Source organism: Kitasatospora indigofera, assembly GCF_014655955.1.
Lineage (GTDB): Bacteria > Actinomycetota > Actinomycetes > Streptomycetales > Streptomycetaceae > Kitasatospora > Kitasatospora indigofera.
Genome location: NZ_BNBO01000001.1, coordinates 230,164 through 251,817, shown reverse-complemented (window position 1 = coordinate 251,817; position 21,654 = coordinate 230,164). Strand labels below are relative to the sequence as shown.

The 21,654-nt window shown below is 71.8% G+C and carries 20 protein-coding genes and 1 pseudogene; 6 read left to right on the top strand and 15 right to left on the bottom strand.

The genetic code is table 11. The features are described from left to right. Positions 1-171: 171 nt before the first annotated feature. Positions 172-1,332: a helix-turn-helix domain-containing protein gene (locus tag IE329_RS01145; RefSeq protein ID WP_190208820.1), complete on the bottom strand. Its 1,161-nt coding sequence runs from the start codon at positions 1,330-1,332 to the stop codon at positions 172-174. A gap of 303 nt (positions 1,333-1,635) precedes the next feature. Between IE329_RS01145 and IE329_RS01140 the strand changes: the two genes are divergently transcribed. Continuing rightward, positions 1,636-2,577, top strand: a complete 942-nt coding sequence (locus IE329_RS01140) for an esterase/lipase family protein (protein ID WP_190208819.1) — start codon at positions 1,636-1,638, stop codon at positions 2,575-2,577. Positions 2,578-2,792: 215 nt separating this feature from the next. Here the strand turns inward: IE329_RS01140 and IE329_RS01135 are convergent, their stop codons facing one another. Together IE329_RS01135 and IE329_RS01130 are read right to left on the bottom strand one after the other, a co-directional pair. Beyond that, positions 2,793-3,974: a phospholipase D-like domain-containing protein gene (locus IE329_RS01135; protein ID WP_190209010.1), complete on the bottom strand. Its 1,182-nt coding sequence runs from the start codon at positions 3,972-3,974 to the stop codon at positions 2,793-2,795. Positions 3,975-4,331: 357 nt separating this feature from the next. Next, on the bottom strand, positions 4,332-5,855 hold the full coding sequence (locus IE329_RS01130; protein ID WP_190208818.1) for an FAD-dependent monooxygenase: 1,524 nt from the start codon (positions 5,853-5,855) through the stop codon (positions 4,332-4,334). A gap of 153 nt (positions 5,856-6,008) precedes the next feature. On the opposite strand from IE329_RS01130, the gene IE329_RS01125 reads away from it, so the two are divergent. After that, positions 6,009-6,785: a TetR/AcrR family transcriptional regulator gene (locus IE329_RS01125; protein ID WP_190208817.1), complete on the top strand. Its 777-nt coding sequence runs from the start codon at positions 6,009-6,011 to the stop codon at positions 6,783-6,785. 147 nt (positions 6,786-6,932) lie between these two features. Here IE329_RS01125 and IE329_RS01120 read toward each other — a convergent pair. Further along, positions 6,933-7,184 (bottom strand): annotated as a pseudogene (locus IE329_RS01120) (NmrA family transcriptional regulator); the annotation flags it as partial. Here IE329_RS01120 and IE329_RS01115 point away from each other — a divergent pair. Continuing rightward, positions 7,104-7,472 carry a winged helix-turn-helix transcriptional regulator gene (locus IE329_RS01115; RefSeq protein ID WP_190208816.1) on the top strand — a complete coding sequence of 123 codons (369 nt, stop codon included), beginning with the start codon at positions 7,104-7,106 and terminating at the stop codon, positions 7,470-7,472. The pseudogene IE329_RS01120 and the gene IE329_RS01115 overlap by 81 nt on opposite strands. Positions 7,473-7,939: 467 nt before the next feature. Here IE329_RS01115 and IE329_RS01110 read toward each other — a convergent pair whose 3' ends face one another. From IE329_RS01110 to IE329_RS01095, 4 genes are all read right to left on the bottom strand, one after another. Continuing rightward, entirely contained in the window at positions 7,940-8,134 is a 195-nt protein-coding gene (locus tag IE329_RS01110; RefSeq protein WP_190208815.1) for a hypothetical protein, read from the bottom strand. Between the two features lie 616 nt (positions 8,135-8,750). After that, positions 8,751-9,599: a DUF4190 domain-containing protein gene (locus IE329_RS01105; RefSeq protein ID WP_190208814.1), complete on the bottom strand. Its 849-nt coding sequence runs from the start codon at positions 9,597-9,599 to the stop codon at positions 8,751-8,753. Positions 9,600-10,317: 718 nt separating this feature from the next. Further along, a complete protein-coding gene (locus IE329_RS01100) occupies positions 10,318-10,677 on the bottom strand; it encodes a DUF4190 domain-containing protein (RefSeq protein ID WP_190208813.1) in 360 nt (119 codons plus the stop codon). A gap of 379 nt (positions 10,678-11,056) precedes the next feature. Continuing rightward, the gene (locus IE329_RS01095; protein ID WP_190208812.1) at positions 11,057-12,322 is read right to left on the bottom strand and encodes a ThuA domain-containing protein; all 1,266 of its coding nucleotides are present in this window, start codon (positions 12,320-12,322) and stop codon (positions 11,057-11,059) included. A gap of 792 nt (positions 12,323-13,114) precedes the next feature. Between IE329_RS01095 and IE329_RS01090 the strand changes: the two genes are divergently transcribed. Next, positions 13,115-14,164: a DUF4034 domain-containing protein gene (locus tag IE329_RS01090; protein WP_190208811.1), complete on the top strand. Its 1,050-nt coding sequence runs from the start codon at positions 13,115-13,117 to the stop codon at positions 14,162-14,164. 117 nt (positions 14,165-14,281) lie between these two features. Here the strand turns inward: IE329_RS01090 and IE329_RS01085 are convergent, their stop codons facing one another. From IE329_RS01085 to lexA, 4 genes are all read right to left on the bottom strand, one after another. Continuing rightward, a complete protein-coding gene (locus IE329_RS01085; protein WP_190208810.1) occupies positions 14,282-15,289 on the bottom strand; it encodes a hypothetical protein in 1,008 nt (335 codons plus the stop codon). A gap of 260 nt (positions 15,290-15,549) precedes the next feature. Beyond that, the gene (locus IE329_RS01080) at positions 15,550-16,209 is read right to left on the bottom strand and encodes a hypothetical protein (protein WP_190208809.1); all 660 of its coding nucleotides are present in this window, start codon (positions 16,207-16,209) and stop codon (positions 15,550-15,552) included. A gap of 131 nt (positions 16,210-16,340) precedes the next feature. Continuing rightward, positions 16,341-16,985 carry a dihydrofolate reductase family protein gene (locus IE329_RS01075; RefSeq protein WP_190208808.1) on the bottom strand — a complete coding sequence of 215 codons (645 nt, stop codon included), beginning with the start codon at positions 16,983-16,985 and terminating at the stop codon, positions 16,341-16,343. Positions 16,986-17,483: 498 nt separating this feature from the next. After that, a complete protein-coding gene (gene lexA, locus IE329_RS01070; RefSeq protein WP_190208807.1) occupies positions 17,484-18,185 on the bottom strand; it encodes a transcriptional repressor LexA in 702 nt (233 codons plus the stop codon). 188 nt (positions 18,186-18,373) lie between these two features. On the opposite strand from lexA, the gene IE329_RS01065 reads away from it, so the two are divergent. Then, positions 18,374-18,826: a DUF5959 family protein gene (locus tag IE329_RS01065; protein ID WP_190208806.1), complete on the top strand. Its 453-nt coding sequence runs from the start codon at positions 18,374-18,376 to the stop codon at positions 18,824-18,826. 109 nt (positions 18,827-18,935) lie between these two features. Here IE329_RS01065 and IE329_RS01060 read toward each other — a convergent pair whose 3' ends face one another. Beyond that, positions 18,936-19,256, bottom strand: a complete 321-nt coding sequence (locus tag IE329_RS01060) for a hypothetical protein (RefSeq protein ID WP_190208805.1) — start codon at positions 19,254-19,256, stop codon at positions 18,936-18,938. Between the two features lie 436 nt (positions 19,257-19,692). On the opposite strand from IE329_RS01060, the gene IE329_RS01055 reads away from it, so the two are divergent. After that, positions 19,693-19,851 carry a hypothetical protein gene (locus IE329_RS01055; protein WP_190208804.1) on the top strand — a complete coding sequence of 53 codons (159 nt, stop codon included), beginning with the start codon at positions 19,693-19,695 and terminating at the stop codon, positions 19,849-19,851. A 271-nt stretch (positions 19,852-20,122) separates the two neighbouring features. Here the strand turns inward: IE329_RS01055 and IE329_RS40180 are convergent, their stop codons facing one another. After that, the gene (locus tag IE329_RS40180; protein WP_229927069.1) at positions 20,123-20,494 is read right to left on the bottom strand and encodes a Fic family protein; all 372 of its coding nucleotides are present in this window, start codon (positions 20,492-20,494) and stop codon (positions 20,123-20,125) included. A gap of 247 nt (positions 20,495-20,741) precedes the next feature. Continuing rightward, complete coding sequence (locus IE329_RS01045) at positions 20,742-21,488, bottom strand: hypothetical protein (RefSeq protein ID WP_229927068.1); 747 nt, start codon at positions 21,486-21,488, stop codon at positions 20,742-20,744. Between the last annotated feature and the right edge of the window lie 166 nt (positions 21,489-21,654).

Sequence of the window (21,654 nt, the reverse complement as noted above, 5' to 3'; positions counted from 1 at the left end):
CGGTTCCGGTACAGCGGGTATTCCTGGCCCGGTTCCGGGACGGCGGTCATTCCAGCCCCGGTTCCGGTACGCCGGGTATTCTGCGCCGTTTTCGGTACGCCGAGTTTTGCTACCGGTTTCGGCGCGGCGGGCACTCCTGCGCCGATGGCGGCGGGGCGCCGCCCCGGCCGTTCAGGGAACCAGGCGACTGCGCAGGGCGACTTCCAGCTCGAAGCGTGCGTCCGGATCGGACAGCGCCGAGCCGAAGAGATCCTGGAGGCGGTGAATTCGCTGGCGGGCGGTCTGCGGGTGGATGCCGAGCCGGGCCGCGACCTCGGGGGCGCTGCCGGAGCCGGACTGCAGCAGGGCCAGCAGCGTGGACGACAGCCGGCCGGTCTGCTTGGGCGTGAGCCCGTCCAGCGGGGCGAGCCGGCGCCGTGCGATCAGCCGGACGAGCGGCTCGTCGGCGTTCAGGAGCAGACGGGGCAGCGCCGCGTCGCAGTCGACCGGCTCGGCCGCGTACGGGTCGGGCAGGCGCTCTCGGAGCTGCCGGGCCCAGCGCAGCGAGTCGGCGGCCATCGCCGGCGGGACGCTCGGGCCGATCACCGCGCCGCGGCGGTGCAGCAGCCGCCGGACCTGCGGGTCCTGCCGGTAGAGCGCGGGCTCGGGCAGCAGCAGGTGCGGATCGGCCGGGTCGAGGTCGACCAGGGCGAGGTCGGGCAGCCCCCGCCTGGCGTCGGGCCGCCCCTCGGCCGGTGAGAGCACCACGAAGGCGACGCTGCGCGGTATCGGCCAGCGGGCGTCGGCCGCGGCGGCCTCCACGACCGCGGCCGGGGCTCCGGCCGCGAGCAGTCCGAGCAGGTGCTGCCTGCGCCGGCCCAGCGGCCCGCCGCTGTCGGACCTGGCGTCGGCGTACCCCTGCAGGGAGGCGGCGGCGATCTCGTTGATGTGCGCGAACAGGGCCTCGGCGAGCGAGGCCATCAGTCCGGGGCCGACCCCGGTGCGGCGGGCGGTCAGCGCGATCCGCCGCCAGGCCACCTGGGCACCCAGCCGGTAGGCCGCCTGCAGGGCGTCGGGGGTGCGGCCCTCGGCCAGCTCGCCGCGCCCGAGCGCCCGGTAGGCGCGCAGCCGCTCCACGGTGGGCGGCTCCACCCCTTCGACGAGGTCGACGAAGTCGCCCAGCGCCTTCTCCACCCCCTGCTGGATGCCGACCCCGAACGGCCCGGCCAACGGCCCGCCGAACTCCGGGACGTTCAGCCGGATCTCGCGGATGATCTCCGCCGCGGCCGGCCCGAGATCCTTTCGCATCTCGGTGGAGAAACTGCGCGGCAGGGCGGTCCAGGGCGCGGTCAAGCCGATTCCTCTCTGTTTCGAGAACGATACCGCCGGGCGGGCACAAGCGGACCGGGAGGGGTTGTTTCACTCACCCGGATGACAGGTAGCGGCGGGCCGGACAATCGGGACCTGACATCCCGGTACGGTATTCGGCGTGGCGGCAGCGAATCCGTTGACGCTCCCGACGCGCGTCCGTAACGTCACCATCCGATCTCCCGGCGACGCCGAATCCCGGCGCGCCGACGACGACCCGGCCCGGGAATTTCCATCCCCGCTCCCCCGCCGCCCGGACCGGATTCGAGAGACAGGGACGTACCGGAAATGAAGCGCTTCACCTTCCGCCTGATCACGGCTGCCGCGGCCGCCGCGCTGGCCCTCACGACGGCCGGCGCCCAGGCCTCGGCGGCCGCGACGACCCGCCCGGTCGAGTACCACTTCGCCCAGGGCTTCGTCACCGGCTTCCCGGAGCCCACCCGGGCACCGGCCGGTTCGAACGACTGGTCCTGCAAGCCGAGTTCGGCCCACCCGGAGCCGGTGGTGCTGGTGCACGGGACGTTCGAGAACATGCGCGACAACTGGGGCGGGGCCTCGCCGCTGCTCGCGAACAACGGGTACTGCGTCTTCGCGTTCAACTACGGGGGCTCCGCGCCGGACGCGGCGGTCCAGGGGACGGGCCCGATCGAGGAGGGCGCGGCCGTCCTGGCCGGCTTCGTGGACCAGGTGCGGGCCGCCACCGGCGCCGCCGAGGTCGACATCGTCGGGCACTCGCAGGGCGGGATGCTGGCACGCCACTACCTGAAGAACCTCGGTGGCGCCGCGAAGGTCGGCAAGCTGATCGGTCTGGGGCCGAGCAACCACGGCACCACCCTCGACGGCATCACCGAACTCGGCCGGCGGCTCGCCCTGCTGGAGCCGGCGAACCGGTTCCTCACCGGCGGCTGCGCCGCCTGCGTGCAGCAGGAGCAGGGCTCACCGTTCCTCACCGCCCTGGGCGCGGGCGGCGACACCGTCCCCGGGGTGACGTACACGGTGATCGCGACGAGGTTCGACGAGGTGGTCACCCCGTACACCTCCGCGTTCCTCAGCGGGCCGAACGTCACCAACATCACCGTCCAGGACCAGTGCCTGCTGGACGCCACCGACCACCTGGAGCTGGCCTACGACCCGATCGCACTGACGGACGTCCTGAACGCGCTCGACCCGGCCCACCCCCGGGCCATCCCCTGCCAGGCGGTCCTGCCGCTGACCGGGCCCCTGCTGTAGGGCCTGTCCCTGGCTGTCCCTGAATCAATCCTCGGCGCGGCGGCGCGGAGGGATCGCGACACAGGAGGACGTGCGTGCCCGGGCCGCCGGGCACGGCGGGGGACCGCAGGGAACCGCGGGGGCACGGCGGGGGCACGGCGGGGGCACGGCGGGGGCACGGCGGGGGGACGGCCCTGCTGGGGCCGTCCCCCTGACAGGGCACGAGAACCGGAGGATCAGAGGAAGTGCCGGATGGGGGCGGTCGCCGCCTCCAGGGCCCGCGATCGGACACCGCGGGCGCGCCAGCGGGCGGGGTCGATCCGCTCGCTGCGCGTGACGTCCTCGTCGAAGTGCTGGTCCAGCCGGGCGGTGAAGTCCTCGTCGATCACGGCGAGCATCACCTCCTCGTCGTGGTCGAGGGAGCGGCGGTTGAAGTTGCTCGACCCGACCAGGGTGGCGATGCCGTCCACGGTCAGCACCTTGGCGTGCATCATGGTCGGCTGGAACTGCCAGACCGTCACCCCGGCGGCGGTGAGCTCCTCGAAGAAGCGGGCCCCCGCCAGCCGGCAGACCCGCTTGTCGGTGTGCGGGCCGGGCAGCAGCAGTTCCACCTCCACGCCCCGCCGGGCCGCGGCGCACAACAGGTCGACGAAGTAGCGGTCGGGGGCGAAGTAGGCGGTGGCCAGGCGCAGCCGCCGCTCGGCGGAGGAGATGACCACCCGCATCAGCGTCTGCAGGTCCTGCCATCCGACGGTGGCGGACCCGCGGACCACCTGGACGACGGACGAGCCGGGCTGGGCGTGGTCCTCGAAGCGGTCCGCCCCGTCGTAGAGCGCGTCCTCTCGGCACTCGGCCCAGTTCTGGGCGAAGGCCGCGGCGATTCCGTCCACGGCCGGGCCCCGCACCTGGACGTGGGTGTCGCGCCATTCGTCCGGGTTGCGGGCGTCGCCGCACCACTCCTGGGCGATGCCCACGCCGCCGGTGAACGCCGTCCGGGCGTCCACGACCAGCACCTTGCGGTGGCAGCGGTGGTTCTGCTTCAGCGGTGAGAGCCGGACCGGCCGGCGGAACCAGGCGACCTGGACGCCGGCGGACTCCATCAGGTCCAGCAGTTCCCGCTCGATCAGCCGGCTGCCGAAGCCGTCGAGGAGCAGGCGCACCCGGACGCCTTCGCGGGCCTTGTCCGCGAGCGCGTGGGCGAACCGGTGGGCGATGTCCCCGCGCCAGTAGACGAAGGTGGTCATGTCCACGGTGTGGCGGGCCGCCTCGACGGCTCGCAGCATCGCCGGGAATATCTCGTCCCCGTTGCGCAGCGGCAGCAGGGAGTTGCCCTCGGTCGCGGCGATGCCGATCAGCCGTTCCAGGCGCCGGCGCAGCGCCTGCTTGCGGGCTGCGAGGTCCTCGGCAGACTCGCCCACGGGGACGGGAGCGGTGGTGGGGCCGGGATCGGTGGTGCGGCCGGGATCGGTGGTGCGGCCGGGCCCGGACCTGGGCGCGAGGGTGCGGACAGGGGCCTTCGCGGGGGCCGGTTCGATGCGGGCGGCGGGCTCGGACAGCACGTGGTCCCCTCCGGGGCGGTCGGGTCCGGCCGTGGGTGCGGGCCGGACGAAGACGGTGACTGCGCTCTGCTACCCGCTCCCGGAGAGTTCACCGCGTCCGGCCGTCACCGCCGGCCCGACGCCCGGGCCGGCCCGCACCGACGGACGGACGGCCCGTACCGACGGACGGCCCGCACCCACAGCCGGACCGGTCCCACGACCGGCACCCGCGCGCCGTCAGGAGGTCGGTGCGCCGAACCAGCGGGCGGCGGCCTGCCGAAATCCCCCGGGGCCGGGGTGGTGGCCGTCGGCCCAGGCGACGATGCCGTCGGGCCGGACCAGCAGGGCTCCGAATCCGAGGTCGTCGGCCACCGGCCCGGCCGCGTAGCGGATCAGGCCCTTCCAGCTTCCGGCCGCACCGCGCAACCGCCGGTCCTCGGTGAAGTCGAGTGCGACGCCCCGCCCCTCGCAGAGCAGGTCGCCCAGGCGGGTGCCGTCGCGGAAGCGGAAGTCCGGGGCGGTCCGGCCGACGAGCGGCTGGTCGTCGCCCAGGTCGTAGCGGTGGGACAGCCCCGAGGTGCTGCGGAAGACGTGGGTGGTGCCGTCGGGGGTGTCGAGCAGGTCGCGGAGCAGCTTGCGCAGGGCCGGGGCGTTCGGGCCGGGGTTCATCGTGGCCACCTGGGCCCGGGACCAGTCGAGGATCATGGCACCGACGGGGTGGCGTTCGGCTGTGTAGGTGTCGAGCAGGCCCTCGGGGGCGGTCCCGCCGAGGGTGGCGGCGAGCTTCCATCCGAGGTTCACGGCGTCGCCGATGCCGAGGTTGAGCCCCTGGCCGCCGAGCGGGGAGTGGATGTGGGCGGCGTCGCCGGCCAGCAGGACGCGGCCCTTGCGGTAGGTCGTGGCCTGCATGGCGCGGTCGGTGAAGCTGGAGGCGAGGTGGACCTCGTTCAGCGCGACATCGGTGCCGGAGATCCGGCGCAGGACCGTCTGGAGGTGTTCGCGGGTCAGTGGCTGCGAGCGGTCGAAGGCGCCGCCGTCGAAGTCCATCATGCCCAGGTGCCCTTCGAAGGGGGTGCGCAGGTACATGCCGGTCGACGTCAGGTGGAAGCCGAGGTCCAGCTTCTGCGGGTCGTCGAAGGTGACGCGGGCGACGTAGCCGGTGAACATCGGCGGTGTGCCGACGAAGTCGAAGCCGGCCAGTCGGCGCACCGTGCTGCGCCCGCCGTCGCAGCCCACGAGCCAGCGCGCCCGGTGGTCGCGCCCGCCGGCCCGGACGACGACGCCGTCGCCGTCCTCGGTGACGGATTCCGGCGCGGCACCCCGCAGGATCTGCGCACCGAGCCCGCTCGCCCGCGCCGCCAGCACCGCACCGACCGCGTCGAGGCTGGTCATGATGCCCTCCATCGCCGGTCCGGGCAGCCGGAGCGAGAAGGCGGAGGCGTCGATGGCGGCCGCGTCGAGAGGCATGCCCGCGAAGTGGCTCACGTCGCGCGGGGCGGCCGACCTCCGCGCGTCGCGGTCCGCTCCCACCCGCGCCGCGTCGACTCCTGAGGCCTCCAGCAGCTCGGGCAGCAGGCCGCGGCGGTAGAACGCCTCGACGGATCCGGCGTTCAGGCCCCGCATGCCCAGCGGGAGCGCCTTCAACGGCGAGGTCGGCTGCTGGTCCCGCTCCAGCACCAGGACCGAGCGGTCGGCCAGCGCGAGCTCGGCGGCGAGGAACAGGCCCACCGGGCCGGCCCCCACGATCACCACGTCGTACATGTGGAACCTCCTCCAGTTCGCATCGCTGCCCTGCCCGGGGCCTTCCGGACCAGGGGTGTCCGGTGGAGCCGGGCAGCAGCTTTGGAGCAGCGCTCCAATATTGGAACGGTACTCCACTTTGGAGCATCGCTCCAAACCTGGGAGGATGAGGGCATGGGCACACAGACACGCCAGTCACAACGGCGCCGGCAGGTCCTCTCCCGCGAGCGCATCGTCGAGGCGGCCGTCGAACTCCTGGACACGGAAGGAGAGGGGGGCCTGACGGTGCGGGCGCTCGCCGAGAGACTGTCGACCGGGTCCGGGGCGATCTACCACCACGTGGGCAACATGGGCGAGTTGCTGCAGGCCGCGACCGCCACCGTCGTCGCCGCCGCCCTGCCTCCGCTGCGCACCTCCACCGTTTCCCCGCAGAACCCCGACGCTCCGCGGCCCCCCGACGCTCCGCAGACCCCCGACTCCACCGGCTCGCCCGAGGACGCGATCCGGGCCGTGGCCCTGGGCCTCTTCGACGCCGTGCTCGAACACCCCTGGCTCGCGGCGCAGCTCGCCGCACAACTCACCCGCAGCCCGTGGGGAGCGGTCACGCCCCGAATCTTCGAGAGCATCGGCCGCCAGGTGCGTGCGCTGGACGTACCGCGCCGGGACTGGTTCGCCACGACCTCGACCCTGGTCCACTACATCCTCGGCGCCACCGCCCAGAACGCCCAGACCCCGGACGGCACCGACGGCGGCCCGTTCCCGGAGACGGCCGCCGAACGCTCGGAATTCCTCGACGCCGCGTCCAGGGCGTGGCAGGACCTGGACCCCGACGACTACCCGTTCCTCCACGACATCGCCGATCAGATGCGCGAGCACGAGGACCGCGAGCAGTTCCTCACCGGCATCGGCCTGATCCTCACCGGCATCACGGCCGGCGCCCCGGCCGGCTGAGCCGGCGGGAACGACCACCGGCCGGGCAAGTCGATGTGACGGGGCGCGAACCGTTGCGACCGCCTTGGGGTGCACCGGCGGCGTGGGGCCTCGTGGCCCCGGGGCTCCCCTCGCCCTCCCCTCCCCTCCCCCGGGACTCGTCGCTTCTCAGCGGAAGGCTTCGACGTTACGGCGGGCCCAGTCGGCGAAGGGACGGGGCGCGCGGCCGAGTACCCGGTCCACGTCCGGGCTGAGCCGCAGCTCGGCAGCGTCGGGCTCGCCGAGGACGGCCAGCGTGGTCTCCACGATCGGCTCCGGCATGAACGCGGCCATCCGCGCTTGTGCCTGCTCCCTGGTCAGCTCCACGAACCGCACCGGCTCGACGAGGGCAACGCCGATCGCCTCGGCCTGCTGCCGGGGTGGTCGCTGCACACCTTCGGCCGCCGGCGCTTCGTCGAGTTGCAGCGGCGCATCGACAGCATCAGCCCCAAGGTGCTCACCCAGCGCCTGCGCCGGCTGGAGCGTGACGGCCTGGTCGTCCGCACCTACCACCCCGAGGTGCCACCGCGCGTCGAATACGAGATCAGCGAGCTCGGCCGCGGTCTCGCCCCCCTCTTCGCCCACCTCGCCGAGTGGGGCACCGCCAACCTCGAACGGGTCGAGTGGGCCCGGCGACACTACGACGACGCGGGGTCGCCCCGCAGCTGAGCCGGAGTTCCGGCGGGCCAGGCAACGCTCGTACAGCTCGCCGGTGGTGCTGGTGGGCGGCCGGCGACCGTGCCGATTCGCCGGATTCCTCCGAGGCGCCGGCTGCCTACGCCGCTGCCAGCGGTCAAGATCCCCGGGAATGACCTCGCCGACTACTGCGAAGCGGCCGGCGCGGGACCACAGTCCCTGCCGCGACTCTCGAAGATGGGTCCCGCCCAGTTCTCCGAGTTTGGCAACCTGCTCCATGATCCGCTGTTAGCCTGTGGTTGTTGGGCTGAACCATCACCGACAAGCACAAGTCTCTCGGTCCGGTTGGCCCCTCAGCTGACGCGCCCGCAGTGATCACGGGGGTCGGCACATGCGAGCGGCCGCCACCCCCCACCTGGCCAAGGCATTGGGTGACGGCCCGAACACGATGACGACGGCCTGTAGCTGAGCGCCAACTCAGCTGCAGGCTGCTCTCGCCGTCAGCGGAGGATGTCCCCGGCGAACCCCAGGACAGCCTTCACCAGACCGAGGACGAAGCCGTGCTTGTCGCGCAGCTTCTCCGCCTCGGCGTTGGCCTTGGCCACTTCCGTGAGGTCGTGAACCACCCCCGCAACGTGACCAGCCTGCTGATCATCGTCACCGTGCTCCGCCGGCTCGCCGTTCTGAAAGCTCACAGGCGGAGCTCCTTTCCCGTTCCGGCGCGCGGACCATCCGGGCGCCACGTGGTCGCCCGGATTCGGGGAAGGTGTCGTACGCCGTTCAGCCTAGCGGTCGATCGCCAAACTTCCCGACTGTCGAGCGCACGACTTTATCCGTGTGGTAGTTGCTTCTTGACGGTGTGAACCCTGGAAACTCGGGTGGCACTGCGATGACCTGCGACATCGGGCAGGAGCCCTCCGACGGCACAGACTCCGGATGCTCCGGGGCCCTCGGCGGAGCCGTCGTACCGGGGGTGGTTCGCACCTCGGCAGGCGTGGCGCATCCGGGGCCCGGTCGCGACGCCCCTCGTCGCGAATCGCCCGGCTTCGCCGTGGCCTCACGACAGCATGGGAAAGCGGCCGGTGGTGTGGTCCCCGACCCAGGTCAGCCGGTCCTGCGTGAGGACGCGCCGTGGGGGAGGTCGCTCTGCTGCAGCAACGCACCGGAATGCCGCCAGCACGCCGGGCGGCCCGGGCCGCACGTGCATCGCGGACCTGACCGCCGTCAAGACGCGCTGGGGGCTGTCGGTCGACGGGCGCGAGGCGGAAGCCCTGTGACGCCCCGTCGACGGAGGGAGCCCGGTCGGCCGGGTCAGCCGGGGGAGCCGGCCCAGGTGACGCTGCGGCGGTTCGAGGCGTCACCGTGGTCGAACCGCACCGAGATGGTGTCCGACGAGCCGTTGGGCAGGGCGTACACCTCCTGGGCGGTGACCGACTGGCCGGGGTCGAGCGAGGCGGGGATCCGGTTGATCCGGCCCGAGATGTCGGTCAGGTGGAAGAGCAGCTGGTCGTTGGCGTCCTTGACGAAGAGCAGTTGCGACCCGCGGAGCGAGAGCGGGGTCGAACCGGTGTTGACCACGGTGACGGCGAGAAGGACGACCTTCGTGTTCTCGGGGGCCTTGGACACGGACTTGTCCGGGACGAACGGTTGCGGGGCCGCCAGACTGACCTTCAGCCCGGTCTCCTCGTACGTGTAGGACCCGCCGAAGGAGAGCTTGCGGGCCTGCTCGTCCGCGGCCCGCTTCTTATTCTCGGCCTCCAGCTGTTCGAGTTGCCGCGCCGCCTCCTCGCGCTGCCGGGCGACCAGGTCGCGTTGCCGCCCCGCTTCGGCGTCGGAGACAGCCGTCACGGCGCGCTCGTCCTCCCTGAGGTTGTACACCTGCACCGCGAAGAATGCCCCGCCGGCAACCGAGAGGAGCAGCCCGACGGCACCGAGGATCACGCCCGCGAGGGCGATGCCGCGGTTGTTCGCCAGGCCCTTGCGGACGTGGCTCAGGGCGACGGCACCGAGGATGACGGCCAGCAGCGCCGGGAGCCAGGCGAGCCAGAAGAAGACGATCATCAGTCCGAGGACGGCGCCGACGATACCGAGCGTCATGGCCGCCACGCCGAGCCCGTTGCGGGCCTGCGGTACGGGCTGCGGGAACGCCCAGAACGGCATGCCCGTGCCCGCCCCCGCGTAAGTGTCCGGACCCGGGGCCGGAGCAGTGGCCGGAGCCGGAGCAGTGGCCGGAGCCTGTTCCGGTATGCCCGGCGCCGCCGCCGGGCCCGGACCTGCAGCCGCAACCGGTGCTGGGGCGGGTTCCGACGCGGGCGTTGCCCCGGGAGCGGGCGGCGCCCAGGGGTTGAAAGCGGCCGGCCCCCCGGTGGCGTGCGCGGTGCCGGGCTGGACGGGTTCGGTCATGCGACGGTCCTTCGGGTGGTTCGGGCCTTCAACGGATGTTCAGGTCGACCCCGCAGTCTGCATGACGAGCACCCGGTCGGCGACTCGTTTCTCCGCAGCTCGGAAGCGGTCAGCGCCACCTCTGGTGAGGCTCACGGCTTCGCCCGGCAGCACCGCCCGGTCGGCGAACAGCGGGATGCACCCAGACCTCCTCCGGGCGGGCCGGTCAAGATCAGCAGCGTCCACGGCCACACACCACAGCGCTCCCCCCTGACAGCTCGAACACCGCACAGGTGGAGTGACGCTCCCCGCCGACCGGCGACTGTGCCTGGACTGCGAGCGGCGTGAGGTCGCCCGGCAGGTGTCCGCGACCGTCCCGCCGCCCTGCTGTGCGACGCCCCCGGCCCCGGTCAACCACCCGCCGTCCTCGGACCTGCCTGGTCACGGACCGGCATCCCCTGACTCTGTCCCAGCTTCCTACCGCTCACTGCCCCGGTCAGGAGGCCGAGCCGGTCAACATCGCCAGCCCTGCCAGGAGCCCGACGTAGGCCAGGACCAGCAGCAGACCGAAGAGGACCAGGATCCAGCCGGTCACCAGGCCGAGCAGTGCGAGGCCGCGGTCACGGCCGTCCAGCCGCTTGCCCCGGCGGCGGCCGAGGTGGCCGGCGGGGATCGCGACGAAACCGGTCGCGAACACCAGGAACGTGTACAGCCCCCCGTACAGCAGCCAGAACAGCGGGGTCAGGAAGACACCCGCGATGAGAGCTGCCCCCAGCGAGGCAGCCCAGATGCTGATCCGCGCCGGTGTGTTGCGGGCGGTGCCGGCCGTCTCGGCGTCCTGGGCAACTGTGGTCACGTCCGATTTCCTCTCGCCGGCGTCGACGGTCACTCTACGAGAGGGCCTTTCCGGCCGGACGCGCACATGACCGTAGGCCCGCCCCGGACGGGGTTCCCCTCCCGGTGGAGTTCGGCGGAGACGCCGATGCGGTGCCGGTGGTGCCGGTGGTGCCGGCCGCTCCGCTCTCGTCGGGGTGCTCAATCGCCCCCGCACTGAAGCGTTCGAGCGGATGGCACCGACAGCTCCCCTCAGGCTTCAACAACCAGGGAGCCCCCGATCGGTCGGTGCATCACCGCTGCTCAGATGATCAGCGGGAGGCCCGCTCGACGGGGCTGGTGCGGCGCACCGGCCGGACATCCCACCGCTCCTTCGACCGGTGCGCCGCAGCCCGGGCTTCTCAGCCGGGGATGGCCCACAGCTGGTTGGCGCTGCCGTAGCACGTCCAGATCTGCAGTCGGGTGCCGTTGGCCGAACTTGGCCCGGCGGCGTCCAGGCACTTGCCGGACACGGGATTGACCAGCTGACCGTTGGCCTGGTGCTGCCACACCTGCGCACCGGACCCGTTGCAGTCGTACAGCTGCACCTTGCTGCCGTCCGCGACTCCCGCCGCCGTCACGTCCATGCACTTGCCCAGCGCCTTCACCGTGCCGTCGGTGCCGACTGTCCACTGCTGGGCACCGGTGCCGTTGCAGTCGTACAACTGCACCGCCGCACCGTTGGCAGAACTCGCACCCGCCACATCCACGCACTTACCGCCGTACCCCGTGATCCGGCCGGTGGCACCGCCGGGGGGCGGGGTGACCGGTCCGCTCTGGCCGGCGGCCCACGCGATCTCCTGGAGGAGGAGCTGGTTCTGCTGGGCGCTGGCGAAGGTCGACGACAGGGCCGTGTTCGTCGCGTAGTTCATCGCGTTGTGGCCGAAGTTGTTGTACACCATGTGGTAGTTGCGGTTGGTCCAGGAGATCGGGTAATAGCCGCTGTACCAGGTCTGGTTGGGGTCGGTGCCGATCGGGAACGTCGAGGGGTCCATCGAGGCCAGGACGTCGATCGCGGGGTTGTTGCGCAGGTCGTTCTGCCAGCTGTACCACTCGCTGACCGACGAGGTGATGGTGCCGGGGAGCCCCGCTGTCGCCGGGTGGGTCCTGTCGTCGATCCGCAAGGTCTCCTGCGTCGGCCCCCAGGTGTTGCTCCGGAAGGTCCCCGTGCCGAGGAACGTGTTGTGGTACCAGGGCCAGTCGCTGCTGTCGGTGTTGAACGCCGAGACGTGGAAGCCCACGAAGCCGCCGCCGTTCTCCACGTACGTCTGGAACGCCGAGCGCTGGGAGGCGGTCTGCGGATAGTTGTCGAGGAACATCACCACCTGGTACTTGGCCAGGTTGGCGCTGTTGAGCTGGCTCCAGTCGGTGGTGGCGGTGTAGGTGAAGCCGTGAGTGGCGCCCTGCTGCGGGAACCAGGAGTTGGCCTCGCGGTCGAAGCTGATGTGCGCGGCGTCGTACGTGCCGTCGTAGAGGGCGAGCACCTTGAACGTCGTGGCTGCTCCGGCAGGGAGCGCCGGTGCCGCTTGCAGTCCCAGCACGACGGCGCTCAGGGCGAGGAGCCGGAGCAGCAGCGTGCCCGTCCGGCGCCCGGTCCGCCGGGGTGTCCTCGGGCGGCGTCTGATCATGGCGGTGGCCTTTCCTCGGGTAGGACAGTGACCGCCCGCTGCAAGGGTCTTCGATGGCGCGGTCGACCTGTTCCGGCGACGGCTTCAACGGGCAGACCGGAGTCTGCGCGTGTGCACGACATCGCGTCAAGGGCTCTGACAGGAAACCTTCCTGACAGTGGATTCCGCCAAAGCTCTTACGTTCTGCGGGATGCTCGCGACCTGGGCCTTCACAAGTCACAGGAAAAAACGGAACATCGCTACCACAAGGACGTGATTTCTTACAGAGGTTGAATCACTGGCGGCGGTCGGCAGAAGGGGAGAGCCCCGGATGACGGACGACTCGGCCGGTGGGGCGGCGGCCGAGGTGACCCCCGGATTGCCCCTGCCGGCCGATTCGAACGGCGAGCGCGAGTGAACGCCGGAGCGTGATGAGACGTCAGGTCCAACTACCGCCCGACGGCGCCCCGACGAGCCGGGCATCGACGGGGACGAGGTCTGCTGCCGCACTCGCCGTCCGGCCGACGACGCCGGCGACCGATCATGCAGAGTCACCGCCTTGCCTGCAGCGGCCTCTGCCTACGACGGCTCAGAACCTCATTGCAGTGGCGCATCGCTGAGACGTGGCCGCGCTGGACGGGAGCTCCTGCGACTCGGACACCGGCTCCTCGTCGCGGTACGCGACGGCGCGGCCGGCGCCCCGCACGAGCCGCCGGCCTGCCGGAAAAACCCGTTCACGGGCTCCGTGGCCGAACGATACGATCTTCACCGTATGCACATCTGTGCGACGAAGTTCCGTAGAGAAGCAGGTCCATGGCCCACCCGCTCGCCATCATCACCCTCCTCGTCCTCCTCTTCCGGCTGGGCCTCTGGCTGAACAAACAACGCAAGACCACCGCGGGCCGCGATGCGCCCGCAGCCGGCTTGGTGCCGCGCGCCGAACTGGTCGAGGTGGGCAGCGAACCCGGCGACCCGGCGGCACGGGCCGCGCTGGATGCGGCCAAGGCGGGGAACTGGCGGCCCGCTGCCGCCTACCTCTCGGACGGTGAAGGTGACTGGAGCACCCGCTACGCCCGGATGAACCCGTTCGGTGACCTCGCGGCCACCGACGACATCTGGCTCTGGCAGTGGCGCAAGGAGCACCCGGACAGCCCCGAGGCCGCCCAGGTGCACACCGGTGCCCTGGTCAAGCGGGCGTGGGAGATCCGTACCGGGAAGTACGCCTCACAGGTGACCCGCGAGCAGGCCATGGGCTTTCACCAGGTGCTGCAGGAGGCAGCGGAGGTGTCGTACGAGGCGATCCGGCTCGCCCCGGCCGGGGACCCGAACGCCTGGGTGATGCAGCAGTCGATCGCGCTGGGCCAGGGCTGGTCGCACGAGCGCTACCGCGCCCTGTGGGCGGAGATCGTGGCCCGTGAGCCGCACCACTTCGGCGCGCACACCGCCGCGCTCCAGTACTGGTGCGAGAAGTGGCACGGCAGTACCGAGTTGATGCACGAGTTCGCGGACACGGCGATCGCCGGAGCGCCGGCGGGCAGCCTGCTGACGGTGCTGAAGTTGCGTGCGTACTGGGAGCAGGTCCTGCGGGACAAGTCCGCGGCCTCGCTCCATTGTTCCGCCGAGTACACGGCCGCCCTGGACGCGGCACTGGCCGACCTGGCGGCCGCCGATCCTGCCCACCCCGGCATCGCCCCGGCGAGTGGCTGGATCGCCCACGGCCTGATCGAGAACGGCCGCCCGGCGCAGGCCCTGAACCTTTTCCGCAGGATGGGCCGGGAGATCGCCGGCCCGTGGATCTACTACGGGGACCCGGCCGCCGTCTTCGACGCCGCCCGTACCAAGGCCGCCCGCGCGGCGGCCTGACACGGCCGCGCCGGCTGCTCGCGGGGGGCCGGCGCCCGCCCGGAGGGCCTGTCGAGGGCCGGAGTTCCGGCTGCGGTGGGGTGCGAGCCCGCCGGGTCCGGTCCTCGGCATAGGTGGTCAGAGGAGCAGGAGGCCCAGCCAGCTGGAGGGGAACCAGCCCTCCAGGGAGGACAGTTCGGATCCGGTGGCGGGACGGGTGGCCAGGATGGCCTGGCGCACGTCGCCGCCTCCGTGGAGGGTGCTCCGGCCGGGGGCAGCGGCCAGCGTGATCGTGAGGCCGTCGCGCTGCAGGACGCACCGGTTCGCTCCGTCCGACCAGAGGCCGCCCGGCTCCGGCCGGCAGGGGGTGAGCCGGACGGTGGTGAGGTGCTCGCCGTCAGCGGACAGCAGAGGGCGGCCGCAGGGGTCGCCGTAGCCCGCGGAGACCGTCTCGACGGCGGCCTTGTCGAAGCCGTTGCCGAGTCCGCCGGTGTCCCGGTCCAGCCGGTTGCTGAACACGAAGACCGCCTGATGCCCGTCCCCACTGATCCCGGTGAGCTGCACATCCGCCGAGAGGACCGGCCGCAGCAGGGACCGCGAGGGGATGCCGGTGCCGAGCAGCAGGTCCTGGACCGCCACCTCCTGCTGCATCGTCCGCAACGGGAGCGCGAGCACGAGCACGCCCAGCACCGTGGCGACGGCCGCGCGGACGGCGGTGCGTGAGCGCAGCACCAGGACGCCGGCCAGGACGAACGACGGGAGGCCGAACGTCAGCACGCTCAGCAGACCGGGGCGGAACGGCAGCAGCAGGGCCAGCCCGTGGGTGGCGACGAGATCGATCGCGATCAGCCCGGGTGCCAGCAGCCGGCGCCGCGGAAGGGCGGACGGCAGGACGTGGGAACCGAGGATGAGCGCGGGTACGACGGCGGCGAGCGTTGTCAGCAGGTGCAGGATCGCGAACACGTTCTCGCCGCCCTGGGCGTTGAGGTGCCGGAAGGCGCTGCCGACGGTCACCGAGGTCAACGACGGGAGTGTGCCGGCCACGCCGAGGACGACGACCTGGCGGTACGGGCGCCGGGTCGGCCGCACCTGGGCGAGCGACTGTGCTGTGACCGCGCACAGCTGGTGCGGTTCGGCTGCGGCCATCGCTTCCCCCCGGTCTTCGGTGCCTGCGGTCCATCAGGGGGACGCTCCGGTGCGGATCTTGGTTGCGGCAGCCGGGCGTGCCGCGAGGTAGCGAGGATTCCTCGTCCCGCTCCACGAGAACCCCGGCGGCCGTCCTGCACCTGAACCCTGTCCCACGGTTCCCGCCACCCCGTACTGAACCTGGTCGGGCGGTACGGGTGGCGCTCCGTTCGGGTCACCCGTCCGCCACGGCTGCCGCATTCGCCGTCCGGCGCACAACGCTAGTGACCTGTCATGCGGAGCCATCGCATCGTCATGACGACTTCTTCGCCGAAGTCCTCACAGAGTGCGAGCAACTCGCGCCCCGTGGAGGAGTCGAGCAGCCCCGCGGATTCGGGCAGATCCGCGAGAGCACCATGACAGGCGGTCACGACAGCGAGGTGGCGCGACGCGAAATAGCCCTCGCTCGCCCGGTCCGTCAGGTCGGCGAGGTCGGCGAGGTACCGGCGGTGGGCTTCCTCCGAGGGATGGGAGTGGAAGGAGCCCCCGACGAGAGCGTCGAGGTAGGTCGCCAGGCCGGCCGAGGTTTCGACCACTCGCTCGGCTTCGTCCACGCCCGCCTTGTCGAGCAGTTCGCCGAAGGTCAGCAGGTTGCCGATGGTCTCCAACTGGAAGAGCTGGACGGTGTCCGGGTCGACTTCGGACGTGAAGAGCGGGGCCGTGCACAGCTCGGCGATGTTTCGGCGGTACGCGCGATCCGACGGTTCACCAGCGGGTGCCGCCGCCAGCCGGAACAGCGACTCCAGGACGGACCGGTCCACACCCCACTCCGCATCCAACTCGAACGCGAGGACCGGCGCGCGCCACCGCCAGAGTGCCAGGACGGCAGCCTGACGCTGATGAACGGGCTTCTGGGCCGCCCCTCCCTCGATCCGCACCATGGTCTTGAGTCACCTCGTCCGATCCGCCGTACCTCCCGCCCGGCCTCGGGGCACCGCAGAAGCCGCCGAACGGACCCGTCGGGCCGTCCCCGGTGATCGTCCGCAGGCTGCGATCCGTCGCTACGGCCGGGCTACGGCCGGGTGAAGGTCAGATGGGTGATGCCGCTGGGTGTCGTCACCGACTCGACCTGAAACCGCTGCTCCAGCCCTTCCAGCCCGTCCCACAGCCGCTCCCCGCGGCCAAGGACGATCGGGACCAGGGCGACGTGGAGGTGGTCGACCAGGTCCGCCGCGAGGAACTGCCTCACCGTGGCCGCTCCCCCGCCGATCCGCACGTCGAGGCCGCCCGCGGCCTCGCGCGCCTGCCGCAGTGCCTCCTGCGGCGAGGCGTCGACGAAGTGGAAGACCGTGCCGCCCTCCATCTCCAGGGACGGGCGCGGGTGGTGCGTCAGCACGAACACCGGGGTGTGGAACGGCGGGTTGTCGCCCCACCAGCCCTTCCACTCCTCGTCGGTCCACGGGCCGCGCTGCGGACCGAACTTGTTGCGGCCCATGATCTCCGCCCCGATCCCGGGCCCCCAGGTCCAGGCGAGGGCGTCGTCGACACCGCTGTCGCCGCCCGCCTGGCCGTGCATCTCGTTGAAGGCGCGGGTCCCGAGGAACCACTCGACCAGCCGAGTCCCGGCATGCCCGAACGGGGCTTCCGGCCCCTGCCCCTCCCCCGCGGCGAACCCGTCCAGCGACACGCTGAAGTTGTGCACTCGAACACGCGACACGACACTCACGTCCCTCAACTCGGAATCATGGCCGATCCGACCCTAAGCGTGCCCACTGACACGTTGCCCCGCCACAGCACGGCGCCCGCTCGGACCAGTCCCGCGCACCCCAGGTCCTGACCGTCCGATGCGGCGGGTACTGCTCACCGCCTGCCACCGCCCGCGGCGCGCACCACGAGGCGGGCCGTCGCGACCGGCCCGAGGGAGAGCCCGGCGAGCCGGGCGAGGGCCGCCGCCTCGGACGGCAACGCGGTGGGACCGACACCGAGCGCCCGGGCCGCGCGGCCGCCCAGGCGGGGGTGGGCTACGGCGGGGTTCTGGCGGGGTTCCGGTGGGGGGGGTTCTGGTGGGGGGGGTTCTGGTGGGGCGGTCGCCGCCGAGCCCGCTGGGGGCCCCGGTGGCCGGTGGGCCCGCGCCCAACCACCGGGCACCCCACCGGGCCGGTCATGGCACCGGTCGGCTCCGGCCAGGCCCGGATCCCCTGAGGCAGGCGGCAATCTACAGGCGGCGCAGGAGGGAGACGACCTTGCCGAGGATGGTCGCCTGCCCGGCGGGGATCGGGTCGTAGGCGGGGTTTCGGGGCATCAGCCAGGTGCGGCCGTCGGTGATCCGCAGTTGCTTGACGGTGGCCTCGCCGTCGAGGAGGGCGGCGACGACGTCCCCGTGCCGGGCGGTGTCCTGGCGGCGGATCGTCACCCAGTCGCCGGGCAGGATGGACGCGCCGGTCATGGAGTCCCCGCGCACCTGAAGGATGAACAGCTCCCCTTCGCCGACCAGGCGCCGGGGCAGGGTGAAGACGTCGTCGGCCTCCTGTTCGGCGACGATCGGGGCGCCGGCCGCGATCCGCCCCAGCACCGGCAGGTCCACGGACCCGGACCGGCCCTTCGAGCCGTCCTGCGAGCCGTCCTGCGGGACGGCGTTCCAGGGGCTCCGCCTGATGCGGTAGGCGCGGGGGGTGTGCGGGTCGCGAACCAGGTGGCCCTTCTTCTCCAACGCCAGGACCTGGTACGAGACCGAGGAGACGGAACGCAACCCGACGGCCTCGCCGATCTCGCGCATGCTCGGCGGGAAGCCCCGCAGCTCGACCGTCCGCTCCACGAACCGCAGGATCCCGGCCTGCCGGTCGGTCAGTCCGTCGCTGCTGTGCCGGACACCCGCGGGGCGGCCGGCCCGTCCGCCTCCGGCCTGGGCGCTCACCATGACTCCCCCATCTGTTCGATCTTGGCCGGACACTATCCCCGCCCTACGACAACGGCGCCGCGCCCGCCGCCCGGCCCCTCCGCTGCCGCGGCCCGCCACACGCCGCACCCGAACCCGAGCCCGACAGCCGGCGCCATCGGAGCACCCGCCGGGGACTGCCAGGGGGCGCCTGCCGTAGCTTCCGGGTCATGGACACGAACACACAGCCCGGTGCGATCGAACTGATCCGCCTGACCTGCTTCACCCAGAGCGTCAGCGTCCGCCTGCGGTCGACCGCCCCCACTCACGAAGGCAACGGAGTCCGTTACTACGCGGCGGATGCGGTCATCACCAGCGACTTCGTGAACGGCACGGTCCCCTTGGGGTTCGACTCCGACGACCTCACCGACTGGGGCCTGCTCCTGAACGCTGCCGCGGAAGCCGAGAGGGACGGGGCGCTCGACGATCCATTCAAGGCCGACTGGCCCCGCGCCGGCCGCACGGCCTACCTCCGGTTCATCGCCCACGACCCCTACCTGGTCGAGGTCCACGACGGGCCCAGCACCCGGATCGTCGTTTCCGTGCCGCTCGACATGGGCGAAGAGTGGATCGCCGAGTCCAGGGAGCGGCTCACGGCTGCTCGCGCTGCTCTCGGGGAGTAGCCACGCCATTCCCGAGGACCGTGGCCGAAAGCCCCGGCCCGGAGCGCCGATTCCCGGCGCGACCCGGGCGCCTGCGGCGGCTCCCCGCTCCCGGGGTGCCGGTGTGGGGTCAGGGGATGTCGCCGGACCAGCGCAGGGCTCCGGGCCGGCCGGGAATGGGGTCGTAGAGGGACCGGCCGCCGGAGTAGCCGCAGCCTGGGCAGGTCAGGGCGAGGCCCTGGGCGCGTTCCTCGGCGCACAGCGACGCCGCGTCGACGAAGGCGCCGTCGAGGGGCCCGCCGATCAGCTCCAGAACGCCCGGGTCCTCGCCGGGCTGTCCGTCGTCCGCATCGGCCACGGACAGCCATTCCTCCAGCTCCGGGAGCCAGGCCGGCCAGGACGGCTCGACCGGGCGCTCCCCTTCCTCCCCCGGACCTACGACGTCAGGCATCTGTGTCCTCCCTAGCGACCGAGGCCGCCACGGCGTGTTCGGGTGGGCCTGCGACGAGCGCCGGCACCGGTTCGATGGCGGCAGAAGGCAGGACGGTCAGTCCCTCGGCATGCTGTCGCCGCGCGGTCCAGGGAACGACCGGCCGGCCTCCGTCGGCCTCGGTTCCGGCGACCCGGGCGGCGCCCCTGCGTCTCCGAGCATCCTAGAGTTATTCGAACGCAAAATCGAACACCATGGGGGCGACACGCCCGCGTGTTCGTGATGGAGCACCGTAGGTTGCGAGTGGAGCAAACCACCTTGCGAGTACGCCTCTGCGGAGTGATCAGATCACGGTGAGCTACGAACAACTTCGGTGATCTGGTACGGCAGCCCGAGGAGGGGTGCTGTCCTGGGGGCATGGGCGACCCGGTGACGCCGAAGGCGTTGATCCGATCCGATGCGTGCGGCCTGCTGGAGCTGGCCTGCGCGTACGACGACTCGCCGCTCGGCCCTCCTCCACCTCGCCGACCGCTGCCTCCAACTGGAGCCCGACGCCTTCCGGGTCCGGCTGGCCGACCTGCTGGCGCACACCCCGGACCGCAGACACCCGCGCTGAGGCAAGACTTCGAGGAACCAAGGGCCACCGGCAACGAATGGCGCCTGGCACCCGACGGGCGGCCCCCGCTCTCCCCGATCGGCCGCCCCGACCCCATCGGACCGGGGCACCGCGTCGTCAAAGCCCTGACCAACCGCTCACCCTCACAGAGATACCGGCAGCTCATCAAGGCACTGGCGGCGTACGCCGACTCCCTTGTCGGCGTGCACGGGTAAGTCTCAGCCACGTACTGCTGAATGTGCTCGCCTGTCCGCTTCGGCGGAGCCTTCCCTCACCGCGCGGTTGCCCGACGGTGAGTGGCGCGGATCAGTACGGTGACCAGGGCCGCCATGTCGAGGGCGCCGTCCGGGTCGTCCGCGTAGCGGGTGGTCTGCAGCGGCCCCACTTCGTCCAGGCGTACTCCTTCCGTCTCCAGGACGTGGGCGAGGACCAGCAGTGCCAGACGGGCGTTGCCGTCCGGGTAGGGGTGGAAGAAGGCGATGTCGAGGTACGCCCTGGCCGAGCGGGCGGACAGGGGGACCGACGGGTCGGCGCTCTGGTGCAGGCAGGCGGCGAAGTCCTGCCAAGTGTGAGGCGTCAGCCCGTATCGTTCCCGGCCGCCCTTGGCGAAGGCGTCGCTCTGACACAGACACACCTCGTTCACACCGAGGACCAGCTTCTGCCAGCCCGCGAGAAGAGTCGGGGTAAGCGGCTCTCCCTGTGAGGCAGCGGCACGGGACAGGGTCATCGCGGCAAGCAGCCGGTCGGCGCGGTCCGGGTCACGGAGGCGGACCGGACCATCGAACCACACGGCGAGTCCGTCCACGACCGGGCACACCGGTGCCGGGCTCACGCTCGTGGACGAGAGCCAGTCGACCTGCTCCCTGACCTTGCACCACCTGGCCAGCGCATCATCGCTCACGGTAGAACCCGCGGCCGGTCAGGCGAATCGCCAGGTCCTCTCCTACCGTGTCGACCAGGGTCGGGGCGGGCGCAACGTGGCTCTTGAAGCGGCCACCGATCGCGGCTCCGACCGCCTTCCGGGCCTCTTCCTGTCCCATTCCGGTGGAGGTAAGGAACCAGGTCAGCGTCGTCTCGCAGATCCCGTACCAGGACGACTCGGCGTGGGTGCTGTTGACGACCGCGGTGACCAGGCGGGTCACCGCGCGTTCCAAGTGCCAGCTGCGGTCCTCGGCGTCCGCACCGGGAAGCGGTGCAAGCTGCTCGAACCGCTCGGCCATGTCCTCCAGCCAGTCACGCCACTCCAGCAGGCACGTCACGACCCGTTCGGCGGTCTCCTCCATCTCCCCGACCGAGTGCGAATCGCAGCACCAGGCCTCAACGGGACCACCGTCGTGGTTCGAAAAATCCCAGCCGCAGGCCCACCGGCCGTAACGGGACACCAGGAGCACGGTGACCTCGTCAATGAACCGAAAGCGCGCCATCCGCTCGGCACCGATGGGAGGCACCATCGGAACGACGAGCTCCGTCAGCCGCGCCGCCTCGTCGTCGTCCCAGTCGAAAGCGTTCCGGCCTGGGTCAGCCGCGAACCACGGCAGGTCCCAGACTCGTTCGCGGTGGATGGACGTGGCGTACCTCCGAGGTGAGACATGACGGAACAACTGACCGATCATGCCGACCAGGTCGAAACCTGTCACCCCGATTTGTTGACCACCGACCTACCAGCGGGCGGGGCGGACGACCGTGCGCTCGCACGTGCGGCGGCGGACGGCGTGGCCGGCGGCCGGACGACGGCCCGGCCCCCCCACGGGACCCCTCGCCCGGACGATCCCGAAGAACGACTCCCGTCCCACGCCCCGGACC